Annotated in this window: 11 protein-coding genes; all 11 read right to left on the reverse strand. The window is 59.4% G+C overall.

Annotation, left to right across the window (positions count from 1 at the left end; all coding sequences use genetic code 11):
- Positions 1-1487, reverse strand: a 1487-nt coding sequence (purF, locus tag ABYA88_RS08975; protein WP_373186777.1) for an amidophosphoribosyltransferase, incomplete at its 3' end; no start/stop codon positions are given.
- 50 nt (positions 1488-1537) lie between these two features.
- On the reverse strand, positions 1538-2020 hold the full coding sequence (locus ABYA88_RS08980; protein WP_373186778.1) for a CvpA family protein: 483 nt from the start codon (positions 2018-2020) through the stop codon (positions 1538-1540).
- Positions 2021-2083: 63 nt separating this feature from the next.
- Positions 2084-2650 (reverse strand): SPOR domain-containing protein, encoded by a 567-nt coding sequence (locus ABYA88_RS08985; protein WP_373186779.1) that lies wholly within the window; start codon positions 2648-2650, stop codon positions 2084-2086.
- Positions 2643-3932 carry a bifunctional tetrahydrofolate synthase/dihydrofolate synthase gene (gene folC / locus ABYA88_RS08990; RefSeq protein WP_373186780.1) on the reverse strand — a complete coding sequence of 430 codons (1290 nt, stop codon included), beginning with the start codon at positions 3930-3932 and terminating at the stop codon, positions 2643-2645. Before folC ends, ABYA88_RS08985 begins: the two co-directional genes overlap by 8 nt.
- Positions 3932-4837 (reverse strand): acetyl-CoA carboxylase, carboxyltransferase subunit beta, encoded by a 906-nt coding sequence (accD, locus tag ABYA88_RS08995; protein ID WP_373186781.1) that lies wholly within the window; start codon positions 4835-4837, stop codon positions 3932-3934. Before accD ends, folC begins: the two co-directional genes overlap by 1 nt.
- A gap of 47 nt (positions 4838-4884) precedes the next feature.
- Positions 4885-5688, reverse strand: coding sequence for a tryptophan synthase subunit alpha (gene trpA, locus ABYA88_RS09000; RefSeq protein ID WP_373186782.1), 804 nt, complete (start codon positions 5686-5688; stop codon positions 4885-4887).
- A 47-nt stretch (positions 5689-5735) separates the two neighbouring features.
- Entirely contained in the window at positions 5736-6911 is a 1176-nt protein-coding gene (trpB, locus tag ABYA88_RS09005) for a tryptophan synthase subunit beta (RefSeq protein ID WP_373186808.1), read from the reverse strand.
- 34 nt (positions 6912-6945) lie between these two features.
- Positions 6946-7560, reverse strand: a complete 615-nt coding sequence (locus ABYA88_RS09010; RefSeq protein WP_373186783.1) for a phosphoribosylanthranilate isomerase — start codon at positions 7558-7560, stop codon at positions 6946-6948.
- Between the two features lie 59 nt (positions 7561-7619).
- Positions 7620-8474 carry a tRNA pseudouridine(38-40) synthase TruA gene (truA, locus tag ABYA88_RS09015; protein ID WP_373186784.1) on the reverse strand — a complete coding sequence of 285 codons (855 nt, stop codon included), beginning with the start codon at positions 8472-8474 and terminating at the stop codon, positions 7620-7622.
- A 3-nt stretch (positions 8475-8477) separates the two neighbouring features.
- Complete coding sequence (locus tag ABYA88_RS09020; RefSeq protein ID WP_373186785.1) at positions 8478-11348, reverse strand: FimV/HubP family polar landmark protein; 2871 nt, start codon at positions 11346-11348, stop codon at positions 8478-8480.
- 177 nt (positions 11349-11525) lie between these two features.
- The gene (locus ABYA88_RS09025) at positions 11526-12548 is read right to left on the reverse strand and encodes an aspartate-semialdehyde dehydrogenase (protein WP_373186787.1); all 1023 of its coding nucleotides are present in this window, start codon (positions 12546-12548) and stop codon (positions 11526-11528) included.
- Positions 12549-12569: the final 21 nt, after the last annotated feature.

Consider the following 12569-nt stretch of genomic DNA (forward strand, 5'->3'; position numbering starts at 1 on the left):
ATGACCGCGTTGCCCATTTCGCTGGTCGACATCGCAGCGTCGTTACGCGCCTGTTCGATTTTGCCGAGGTAGGCTTCATTGACGTCACCGGTCACATAGTCACCATCAAAAACCGAACAGTCGAAGCGGGTCAGCTTGGGGTTACCCTCGCTCACCGCGTCGACCAGATCCGGAAGGTCCTGATAGATCAGCCAGTCGGCGCCAATCAGTTCGGCGACCTCTTCAGTGGTGCGTCCATGCGCAATCAGCTCATGGGCACTGGGCATGTCGATACCGTAGACATTGGGATAACGCACTGCGGGTGCCGCGGAGCAGAAATACACCTTGGCAGCACCGGCTTCGCGGGCCATCTGAATGATCTGCTTGCAGGTCGTGCCACGGACGATGGAATCATCGACCAGCAGAACGTTCTTGCCGCGGAATTCGAGCTCGATCGCGTTCAGCTTCTGACGGACTGACTTCTTGCGCGCAGCCTGCCCCGGCATGATGAAAGTACGTCCGATATAGCGATTCTTCACGAACCCTTCACGGAATTTCACGCCCAGGTGGTTGGCCAACTCGACCGCCGAAGTTCGGCTGGTGTCGGGGATCGGGATAACCACGTCAATGCCATGCTCGGGCTTTTCCCGCAGGATTTTCTCCGCGAGCTTCTCACCCATGCGCAGGCGCGCCTTGTATACCAGAACGTTATCGATCATGGAGTCGGGGCGGGCCAGGTACACATGTTCGAAAATGCACGGCGAATAGCTTGGATTCTCCGCGCATTGTGCGGTGTGCAATTCGCCCTTGTCGGTAATATAGACCGCCTCACCCGGTTCCAGATCCCGGATCAGATCGAAGCCGAGCACATCCAGCGACACGCTCTCGGACGCAATCATGTATTCGGTACCGTTCTCGGTTTCGCGTTTGCCGAAAACGATCGGACGAATCGCGTGAGGATCGCGAAACCCCACCACGCCGTAACCGGTGATCATCGCAATGGCGGCATAACCACCGGTGCAGCGGGAGTGAACCGCGCGAACGGCATTGAAGATATCATCCTTGCCCGGTTGTAGCTTGCCGCCACGCGCCAGTTCGTGGGCGAAGACGTTGAGCAGGACCTCCGAGTCGGAGTTGGTGTTCACATGGCGCAGGTCGGACTCGTAGATCTCGCGTGACAGCTGCTCTACATTGGTCAGATTGCCGTTGTGCGCCAGCGTGATGCCATACGGCGAGTTCACATAGAATGGCTGCGCTTCCGCCGAGCTGGATGAACCGGCGGTGGGGTAACGCACATGGCCGATACCCATGTTGCCCACCAGGCGTTGCATGTGCCGTTGATGAAAGACATCACGGACCAGCCCATTATCCTTGCGCAAATGCAGCCGACCCCGATCACAGGTCACGATGCCGGCGGCGTCCTGGCCACGATGCTGTAGCACGGTCAGAGCGTCATAAAGTGCCTGATTGACGTTCGACTTGCCCACTATGCCAACAATGCCACACATGCCTCAATACCTCTTTTGCGTACTACGCTCACCGCTGATAAGCGCAAGAATCAGCGACCGAAAAACCCGAGAATCATGTTCTTGGACCAATCGGCCACCAGCAGAAAATGGGGGATCAGCTCGGACTGTCGCCACCATACATCACCTTCGACGGGGGCCAGACTCAGCAGGCCCACTGCAACGACGATCAGCAATGCGCCGCGCGCGGCGCCAAAAATCATGCCGAGAAAGCGATCCGTGCCGCTCAGGCCGGTAACCCGTACAAGCTGGCCGATCAGGTAATTGATCAGACCGCCGAGTAACAGGGTCAAAACGAACAGGATGCTGCATGCGACGATGACCCGTATGGACGGAGTCTCTATGAAGGGCGCCAGGTGGCCTGCCAGAGCACCACCAAACAACCAGGCAACCAGGCCGGCGACCACCCAGGTCAGCAGCGACAGGGCTTCTTTAACAAACCCTCTGGCCAGACTGATCAGGGCCGACACGGCAATGATGGCAATAATGGCCCAATCGATCCAGCCTAGCGTCACGGTGCAGCACCCGATAAAGAACAGGCGAGTATTCTAGCAGAGGGCCGGCCCGCTCCGGAACCGCTATCTCTTGCCGGTACCGGCGTCATACGCAGTGACCAGTCCCTGCATACCATGTCTTTTGGCCAGTTCGTCACGCAGCTTGCCGGCGGCGGCCCGGTCGACTACCGGACCGACAAAGACCCGGGTGATTTCGTTTTCGTCCACCCTGGCTGACAATGCGTAGGCGTTGTAGCCCTGCGAGACCAGCGTATCGCGCAATGTCTCTGCATTGGCTGCGCTCGAGAAACTGCCTAGTTGCACAACCCAGTTGCCCTGCTCGGCAATTGCTGGCGCTACTACCTCCGGCTCTGGAGGCGCAGGCGTGATAATAGCCGGCTCGGGCTCCGGCGCCAGCGGATCTTCGGCCAACGGGCCTGGCGGCGGAATCTCGGGTACCGGTTCTGGCTCCGGAAGCTCTATAGGCGCAGCAGCTCTGATTTCACTTTCATCCATGACCGGCGCTTCGGGCACTTCCACCTCTACTTGCACGGTCTCATCCTGCCCGGACAGGAGCATCGGCAGAAAAATCACTGCCGCTATGATCAGCACCAATGCGCCTATCAGCCGCTGCTTCAACTTGTCATCCATTGCTCACTTCCCGTGTCTGTTGGTCGAGCCAGAGTATGGCTGCTGACACGCAGAAAAACGACCCGAAAATAACGATTTCGGTCGAAGCCGGCGTGTTGTCCAGCGTCTGCTCCAGTGCAACAGCCATGGATCCGAACGCTTCCACCCGTTCGCCGACGGCGGTCAGATGAGTTACCAGTTCGACAGTGGGCCGGGTGCGCGCAGTGGGTAATGGCGCCACTGCCCAACTGTCGAACAGGCCCGTTAAGGGTTCCACTACGCCGGCAAGATCCTTGTCGGCCAGCAAGCCGAAGACCGCGTGGCGATCCAGCGGCTGGGCCTTGAGCTGCGCGGCGAGAAAGCTTGCCGCATGGGGATTGTGACCTACATCGAACAAAAGTCTGCGCGGCTGACCGTGCCAACTGACGGTGCGCTGCTCCAGCCGACCGGCGACCCGGGCAACGTCCAGCGCGTTGATGATGAGATGGTCTGGCAGGTCCAGCCCCGCGGCCCAGAAAGCCTGCACAGCGGTGACCAGGTTATCCCGAGGAAGAGAGGCCGGCTGCAAACCTTTTATTTGGCGCACAACGGAACTGGAATCCCTTCCCCATAGCGCCCAGTCAGTATTGTCCTGCTCCCAGCCGTAGACATCGCCACGCTGCAGCATTGGAACCTGCAGGCGCTCGACGCAGGCAATGAAAGATGGCGGAAGATCAGTTTCGGCGCAGACTAGCGGCTGCTGCTCACGAAGAATACCGGCTTTCTCGTAGCCCACCGAATCACGCGTATCGCCAAGGAATTCCTGATGATCAAGACCGATGCTGGTGACCACTGCCACATCAGCATCGATGATGTTTACCGCATCCAGCCGCCCTCCCAAACCGACCTCCAGCACCCAGGCGTCCAGGTCGGCGAGCTGAAACAGCTGCAAGGCAGCCAGGGTACCGAATTCAAAATAGGTAAGCGAAATCTCGGCCCGTGCGAGTTCTATCGCAGCAAATGCCTCGCACAGTTCGAGATCGGACACGAGCCGGCCATTGATACTGACCCGTTCGTTGTAAGCCATCAGGTGAGGCGAGGTGTAAACGCCGGTTCTCAGGCCTGCCTGGCGCAGCAAGCTGTCCAGCGCAGCACAGGTGGAACCTTTGCCGTTGGTGCCGGTAACGGTAAAAACCCGGGCGTCGGGCTGATGGATACCCATCCGCCGCGCCACTTCCGCGACGCGGTCCAAGCCCATCTCTATATCGGTGGGATGCAGCTTTTCCAGGCGGGCCAACCATCCCGCCAGATCAGCAGCCGACATCAGGCATTCCCGACTTCGGTCTCGTCAAGCTCAAGCTGCGCCGCCGGCGCAGGCTGATTGGTGAGAATACTCAGAATGCTCGCCAGTCGATCACGCAGCTCACCTCGCGGCACAATCATGTCAAGCGCGCCGTGGGAGAGCAGAAACTCACTGCGCTGGAAACCCGGCGGCAGTTTCTCGCGTACCGTCTGCTCGATAACCCGGGGACCGGCAAAACCGATCAGCGCGTTAGGTTCGGCAACATTGAGGTCCCCAAGCATCGCCAGACTGGCTGAGACGCCCCCATAGACCGGATCGGTCATCACCGAGATGAAGGGAATGCCCTCCTCCTTCATCTTCGCCAGGGCCGCACTGGTCTTGGCCATTTGCATAAGCGAAAACAGGGCTTCCTGCATACGCGCCCCGCCGGAGGCCGAGAAGCAGACATAGGGGATGCGCTCGCGTAGCGCAGTTTCCGCACCCCGAACGAAACGGGCGCCAACCACACTGCCCATAGAACCGCCCATGAAGCTGAACTCGAATGCGCTGGCAACAATAGGGCTGCCCTTGAGCTTGCCCTGCATGACCACCAGCGCGTCTTTCTCGCCGGTGTCCTTTTGCGCGGCGGTAAGGCGGTCCTTGTATTTCTTGCTGTCACGAAATTTCAGACGGTCTACCGGTTCGAGCTCGCCGGCAATTTCAGTGCGTTCGTCGCTGTCGAGAAAGATGTCCAGGCGGCGCCGGGCATTGATTCGCAGGTGATGCGTGCATTTGGGGCACACGTCCAGGTTCTTTTCCAGCTCGGGACGGTAAAGCACGGCATCACAGGATGGGCACTTGCGCCACAGGCCCTCGGGCACGCTGCTCTTCTGCGCTTCGGAACGCACGATGGAGGGAATCAGTTTGTCCACCAGCCAGTTGCTCATTGCCAATCCTTATTCATTGTCTGCTTAACCAAGAGGGTTGTGCCTGTTCATGCATCCATCGCGCTGCGCATTTCGCGGATTATCCCGCTGACTGCTTCGCGGGCCTGCGCGGGTTGATCTGCGTTTTCTGCGATCTGGTTGACCAATACCGAGCCTACCACGACGCCGTCGGCAACCGAAGCCACCGCGGCCGCTGTCGCGCCGTCACGGATACCAAAGCCAACGCCAATCGGCAAATCAGTAATGCTGCGCAGGCTTTCCAGCTTGCTTGCCACTGCATTGACGTCCAACGCACTAGACCCGGTCACACCCTTGAGTGAAACATAGTAGATATAGCCACTGGCACGCTTGCATATCTTGGCCGCACGCTCCAGCGTCGTCGTCGGCGAGAGCAGGTAAATAGTATCCAGACCACGACCCTGGAACAGAGTGACCACGTCGTCGGCCTCTTCTGGCGGCAGATCCACAGTAAGCACACCGTCGACCCCGGCTGCTTTCGCCGCATCGGCGAACGCTTCATAACCCATGCGCTCTACCGGATTGAGATACCCCATCAACACCACGGGCGTTGTCTGGTTGGACTGGCGAAAACTACTGACCATCCCCAGCACGTTCTTCAGTTGGACATGATGACGGAGCGCCCGCTCCATCGCCAGCTGTATTACCGGGCCGTCAGCCATCGGGTCCGAAAACGGCACGCCCAGCTCGATGATATCGGCCCCGGCCTCAACCAGGTCATGCATCAGCGGCACCGTCATGTCCGGCTGCGGGTCGCCGGCAGTGACATAGGGAATCAGTGCCTTGCGGCCGGTGCTGCGCAGCTTTTCAAAACATTGCTGTATTCGACTCATTACACTCTCTTCTGCTCAATCGGGACTTTGCTGAATACGTTTTCTGCCTAAATACCGATGCCATCGATTTCGGCGACCGTATGGATATCCTTGTCACCGCGCCCCGACAGATTGATCACGATGGTCTGGTCCGGGCGCATGCTGGCCGCCAGTTTCATCGCATAGGCGACCGCGTGGGCTGATTCCAGTGCAGGCATGATGCCTTCCACCCGGGTCAGTTCCCGGAAAGCACTCAGCGCTTCCTCGTCCGTGGCACTTACATAGTTCACCCGGCCCAGGTCTTTCAGCCAGCTATGCTCAGGACCTACGCCCGGATAATCCAGCCCGGCCGACACTGAATGGGTCTCGATGATCTGGCCACCCTCGTCTTCCATCAGATAGGTCCGATTGCCGTGCAGTACGCCTGGCCGGCCGGCCGCCAGCGGCGCAGCATGCTTGCCGCTGTCGATACCCAGGCCCGCGGCTTCTACTCCGTACATCGCCACCGATTCGTCTTCAAGAAAAGGGTGAAACAGTCCGATGGCATTCGAGCCGCCACCGACACAGGCAACCAGCGCGTCCGGCAGCTTGCCATACTGTGTCAAGCACTGAGCCCTGGCTTCGCGACCGATCACGCACTGGAAATCACGAACCAGCTTGGGATAGGGGTGCGGCCCTGCCACAGTGCCAATGATGTAGAACGTATCGTCAATGTTGGTGACCCAGTCGCGCATGGCCTCGTTCATCGCATCCTTGAGCGTCCTGGAACCCGAGGTTACCGGTATTACCTCAGCGCCCAGCAGCTTCATGCGGTAGACGTTAAGCGACTGCCGCTTGACGTCATCGGCACCCATGTATACCTGGCATTTGAGGCCTAGTCTGGCCGCCACCGTGGCCGTCGCCACGCCGTGTTGGCCAGCGCCGGTTTCGGCTATCACCCGCGGCTTGCCCATATGCTTGGCCAACAGCGCCTGACCGATGGTGTTGTTTACCTTGTGCGCGCCGGTATGGTTGAGGTCTTCGCGCTTGAGATAGATCTGCGCGCCGCCAACCTTGGCAGTCAGCCTCTCGGCCAGATACAGCGGCGAGGGTCGGCCGACGTAATGGGCCAGATCATGGTCGAATTCGGCCTGAAACCCCGGATCACGCGATAGCCGCTCATACAGGCTTTCGAGCTCCTCCAGGGCGTCCATCAGGGTTTCGGAAACAAAACGGCCGCCGTAGGGGCCGAAATGGCCACGCATATCGGGTATCGCCGCATAATCCACTTTGCTTGATTCAGTCACGCTTCACCTCGCGTATGAAACTGGTAATCCTCGAGGCATCCTTGATGCCCTTGCTCTGCTCTACCCCACCGCTCACATCCACGGCCCACGGCCGACAGCGTGCCACTGCATCGGCAACGTTGGCAGTGTCGAGTCCGCCAGCCAGGATCAACTGCCAGTTACGTTGCGCCGGGATCAGCGACCAGTCAAAAACCTCCCCAGTCCCGCCGGGCACACCCCGCTTGTAACTGTCCAGCAGGATACCGCTGGCGCCAGGCCATCTGGCGGCCAATGCGTTCAGGTCGTCGGATGGCTGAACCCGCAGCGCTTTCAAATAGGGACGGGAAAACTGGCGACAATATTCGTCGGTCTCGTCACCATGAAACTGCAGAAGGTCCAGCGGCACAGAGGCCAGAACCGCCCGTACTGCCTCGGGTGCCGCATCAACAAACAGGCCTACCGTGGTAACAAAGGGCGGCAAGGCCGCGACAATGCTGGAGGCCTTTTCAATGTCGACCGCTCGCGGGCTGGGCGGGTAGAACACCAGGCCGATCGCGTCGGCGCCCGCCTCTGCGGCCGCCAATGCATCCTCCAGCCGTGTTATCCCGCAAATTTTGACTCGCACCATAAACCTGTCGGGGCCTCTGATTGGGTAAAGCCAGATAGTAGCAGATCGGTTCTGGAGCGTCAGTCAGGCTGATTCAGCGCCGACAGAAAGTGAGGTCCCATATACCGTTCAGGCAAGATGAATCGCTCGGGATAGGTAACATCTACCAGATAGAGGCCATATGCTGGCGCGGTCAAGCCACCCTTGGAGCGGTTCGCTGCGGAGAGAACCTCGCCAGCCCATTCCACTGGTCGCTCGCCACAGCCGATCTGCATCAGCACCCCGGCGATATTGCGCACCATGTGATGCAAGAAAGCATTGGCGCGAATATCCAGCACAATGAACTGGCCGAAACGCTGCAGCTTGAGGTGATGTACCCTTTTTACCGGGGACTTGGCCTGACAGGCCAGTGCGCGGTAGGACGTAAAGTCGTGCTCACCGACCAGAGGCTGTGCGGCCAGCTGCATGCGCTCGAGATCCAGCGGCCGATAGTTCCAGGTGACCTCGTTGGCCAGATGTGCGGGACGTATCGGATCGTTATAGATCACATAACGATACCGCCGGGCCATTGCGGAAAAACGGGCGTGAAAATCCTCGGGCATGACCTTCGCCCAGCACAGGCTGATATCGGAGGGAAGGTTGGCATTGGCCCCATGCACCCAGTTAAGCGGCTCGCGAATCGCGTTGGTCTCCCAATGAATGATCTGATACGAGGCGTGCACACCGGCGTCAGTGCGCCCGGCGCAATGCAGATTGACCGGGTGGTTGGCCACGCGACCGAGCGCTTTCTCCACCTCTTCCTGCACACTGCGCACGCCCGGCTGCTGACGTTGCCAGCCACGATAGGCTGTGCCCCGGTACTCGACGCAGGCTGCAACCCTGGAAACAACAGCGGCCGCCTCGTGGGCGGCCGCGTCAATAGTTGAACTACCCATTAGTCAGTCAAGTTGCCCCATCATGTCGTGAGCTTCCTGCTGCTGCTGCTCGTTACCTTCCTCGATGACTTCGGTGAGGATGTCACGCGCACCTTCCTGGTCACCCATGTCGATATAGGCGCGAGCCAGATCCAGCTTGGTTGCCGACTCATCGGTGCCGGAAAGAAAGTCGAATTCATCCTCGTCTTCCCCTTCGTCCAGAGTCCCGGCGTTCGGCTCTGCTGCTTCCTCGCCGGCTTCGGCCTGCTGAATCTGATCTGCTTCCTCCTGTGCTTCTGGCTCGTTCATGGCAGCGTCCAGTTCGGTCTCGAACCCTTCGAGATCGGCATCGGACAGCGTAACAGTCTGCTCTTCTTCCATCGGCTCCAGCTCTGTATCGGGCTTGGCAACGATGTCGGTGTCAGCGGGTTTCTCGGTTTCGAGATCATCGGTCAGCGACAGATCGAAATCCTCGTCCAAGGTGAACTCTTCCTCGGCAGGTTCGGCCCCCGGCGTAACCTCGGCAGCGGGCTCATCGAGATTGAAGTCGAAATCGAAATCATCTTCCTGCGTCTCGCTTGCAGCAGGCTTGGGAGTTTCGGTCTGAGCCAGACTCTCGGCGAGACTGTCGTCCAGGTCGAAGTCGAGATCGAAATCCTCCAGGCTTTCTTCCGCTATCGGCTCCTGACGTGCGGCGGGCTCGGCTTCGACGTCGAACCCGCTGAAATCATATTCCTGAACCGGAGCAGCAGGTCCAGTTGGCTCCTTGATGCTGTCTGCAGCATCTTCTTCGGTCGATTCCCCGAGACTATCCTCGGCAGCGCCGTCGCGCCCCTCCTGCAGAAAATCTTCGCTCCATTCAGGATATTCCTCGGCCGATACAGCCGAGCTGGCCAGTGCCGCGGCCATTATCGGGAAACGCACGTTCAGCATGTCTACCTGGTTATCCACGGTACCGTCTTGACGCAATACCGCTTCCTGCTCAGCATAACCCTCGGCATCATCCATCAGCCCTTTGACCTCCATCAGCTTGAGGCGCAGGTCGGTACGCTCGGGCTCACGCTCCAGCGCGGAGTTCAGAACTTCGGCGGCCTCGCTCAATTTGCCATAGGCTATAAGCGCATCAGCTTCAACCAGCGGGTCCTCGGCAATACCCAGATCCGCCTCCGGCTCCTCCTGATAGCCGGCGAGAGCGACATTGAACTGGTCGGAATCCTCGGCGGCCGGGTCGTTGTTCTGCGCAGCCCTGGCAATGAAGTTGTCTGCCATATCAGCTTCGCGGCGTGCGTTGCGTCGGGCCACTGCCATCAATACCAGCAACAGCAGCAAAAGAATCAGACCGCCCCCGGCGAGGAGGAAAGTCTGGTTCTGCATCATGCGCTGCAGCAGACCCATCGTGTCCTGCTCTGCAACGGGCTTTTCGGTAACTACAGGGGCCTGCTCCGCCTCGGTACCTGCTGGCTCGACCTCGGACTCGGGCTCGGCGGCCGCTGATTGCTCCGCTTCGGCCAGGGCTTTCTGCTCCGCAGCCTCGGCCTGCGCAGCTTCGGTCGGGTCAATCGCTTCGGGCGTTTCCGACTCGGACAGGAGCGCCTGTTCACGACCGGTCGCCAGCGCGTCCTCCCCATCCGGCTCCAGCGCTACCGTGTCTTCCGGCGCCACCTGTTCGCCAGACATGGCCGTGGCTTCGGCCTCGGGAGCAGGCAACTCAGCCGAGTCACCCATGCTTTGCTGCATCGCAGCGAGCTGCTCGTCCTTCAATTCAAGCAGGCGCTGCAGTGTTTCCATCTGGGACTGCATATCCTGAAGCCGGCTTTCTGCTTCGGCCTTTTCGCGCCTGACCGAGTCAAGCTCCTCCTTGGTGGTGTCCAGCTCATCGCGCAGTTTGCCGTCACCATTGCGGGTTCCCGCATCGGCGCCACCATTCTCCTGTTCCTCGCCACTGCCGACCAGTCGCAGAGCATCACCGTTGCGAGAACTCTGGGGCGCCGCAGCGGCTTCGTCGAGCCGACGGGCATCAAGCTGACGTTCAGTCGGCGCTGCGGCCTGGCGGCCCTGTTGCCAGCTGGAGTTCTGCGCGGCAACCTGCTGTATTGCCTCGGACTGGGTACGGCCGGCTGCCTGTGATGCATCAGGTAACGTAAGATCCTGACCGGCTCGCAGGCGGTTGATGTTGCCATTGATAAACGCGTCCGGATTAAGATCCTGGATTGCCAGCATCGTCTGATGAACGGATGCACCCTGGGGACGATGACGCAGTGCTATTTCCCAGAGGGTGTCGGACCTGTCGGTGCGAATCTGGTCTGTGGTTTGCGCGGCAGGCTCATCCTGGTAAAGCGGTTCGGCCGGAGCTGCACGGGATGCTGAATAGGGTGCGGTCTGCCGGGGTTGCTGGACCGGAGCAGGAGCTGGCGTAAACGGCTGCACTGGTTGTTGCACCTGTGGCTGTTTGACCGGCTGAGTGGTTGCGGGAGTTGCAACCACCGGACCCGGATCGTAAAGCGGCGGATCAAGCAGCAGGGTGAACTCGCGCAGGACCCGGCCTGAGGGCCAGCGCACTTCCATCAGAAAATTCAGAAAGGGTTCACGTACCGGCCGGCTGGATGTAACGCGAATAACCGCCTTGCCGTCGGACCTGACGACCGGCGTAAAGGTCAGATCGTTGAGGAAGAAGATACGTTCGATTCCGGCTCGCCCAAACTCGTCTGGAGTCGCGAGTGCGGAAATGATCTCCTGACTAGACAAGTCCCGAACCTGAAGCAACTCTATTTCTGCATCAAGCGGCTGATTGAGCGACGAACGCAAGTTGATGTCGCCGACCCCCAATGCAAATACCGCACTCGAAGACATCAGAGCGCTTGCTGCGGCGACAGCCAAAACCAGTTTGCGAACCATAGCGAAGTTCCTTTGCTTTTATCGTTTTATCTCGCGCTAACAGACCTGTTGCCCGCGTTCCGCCCTGCCCTGTTTATCCCCAACTCGGCACGCAGCAATCTGATAACACGTCAGCACTGAACCCTTTTGACAGGGGAACCTTAAACCGCTTAATGCGAATACCACAGCAAGTATCGATTACAAATAGTCTTTTATCAACAACCTGAGAGTCTGAAGACTGTTAAGTACGACACCTTTTCGAAGATTATCCGACACAATCCACATATTGAGCACCAGCGGATCGACAGGATCCTGACGTAAACGACCAACCCAGACCGAATCACTGCCGGTGGCTTCGGTCACGGGCGTCGGATAGCCATCCGCTGCCGGCTTGTCCAGCAACTTGACACCCGGCGCCTTGCGCAACAAGGTTGCCAACCGCTTGACCGGCAACGCTTCGCGGGTACGAAGCTGGACAACGGCGGCGGTACCGTAGAAAACCGGAACCACTACACAGGTGGCCGCTACAGAGACGCCAGGCAGCTCCAGAACCCGACGAACATCCTCTCCGAGACGAGCCTCATCACGGGTAAAGCCCTGCTCGTCGAGCTCGCCGGTGCGCGGTATCAGGTTGAACGCTGCCTGTTTGGCCAGAGCACCCGATTCAGGAGGCTGGCCATTAAGCAGACGCCCGGTCTGCAGCGCGAGTCCTTCGACCGCCTCCTGGTCGAGCGTGGACATGGATTGATAAGTGGCGAGCGAGACCGACTGGACCCCGGATTCGCGCACGATCGACTGAAGGGCCAACACGGCCTGGACGACCTGACTGTCGGGGCAGGCGATAATGCCCGGCGCGGCAAACTCGTCCATGGCATGCGGATTGGCATCGGCAACAACCATCGGTGCATCCATGTTGCGACGTGAATGGCCACTTGCGTCTATAACGGCGCAGCCCTGCGCCAGCGCACGCGGAATCCAGCTCTCGGCCATGCTCTCGGAACCGAGAAACACCGCGGCCTTCACCAGGGAGAAATCGAATCGCTCAAGCGGCTCGACACGCTGGCTCTGGCCCTTGTACATCAGGCGTCCGCCTGCGACGTTTTCTTCATCTACCAGATACAGTTTCGCGATGGAGAAGTCATGATCGTCCAGCACGTCGATCAGGACATCGCCGATCATGCCGGTCACACCTACTATTGCTACATCACAGGATTCGCTCATCATCACTCCTCGACTGAAAAA

The sequence above is a fragment of the Halopseudomonas sp. genome (assembly GCF_041579695.1).
In the GTDB taxonomy this organism is placed as follows: domain Bacteria; phylum Pseudomonadota; class Gammaproteobacteria; order Pseudomonadales; family Pseudomonadaceae; genus Halopseudomonas.

Coding starts and splice junctions, on each gene's coding strand:
- ABYA88_RS08985 (WP_373186779.1), bottom strand. CDS start 2,650: ATGGATGACAAGTTGAAGCAGCGGCTGATAGGCGCATTGGTGCTGATC.
- folC (WP_373186780.1), bottom strand. CDS start 3,932: ATGTCGGCTGCTGATCTGGCGGGATGGTTGGCCCGCCTGGAAAAGCTG.
- accD (WP_373186781.1), bottom strand. CDS start 4,837: ATGAGCAACTGGCTGGTGGACAAACTGATTCCCTCCATCGTGCGTTCC.
- trpA (WP_373186782.1), bottom strand. CDS start 5,688: ATGAGTCGAATACAGCAATGTTTTGAAAAGCTGCGCAGCACCGGCCGC.
- trpB (WP_373186808.1), bottom strand. CDS start 6,911: ATGCGTGGCCATTTCGGCCCCTACGGCGGCCGTTTTGTTTCCGAAACC.
- ABYA88_RS09010 (WP_373186783.1), bottom strand. CDS start 7,560: ATGGTGCGAGTCAAAATTTGCGGGATAACACGGCTGGAGGATGCATTG.
- truA (WP_373186784.1), bottom strand. CDS start 8,474: ATGGGTAGTTCAACTATTGACGCGGCCGCCCACGAGGCGGCCGCTGTT.
- ABYA88_RS09020 (WP_373186785.1), bottom strand. CDS start 11,348: ATGGTTCGCAAACTGGTTTTGGCTGTCGCCGCAGCAAGCGCTCTGATG.
- ABYA88_RS09025 (WP_373186787.1), bottom strand. CDS start 12,548: ATGAGCGAATCCTGTGATGTAGCAATAGTAGGTGTGACCGGCATGATC.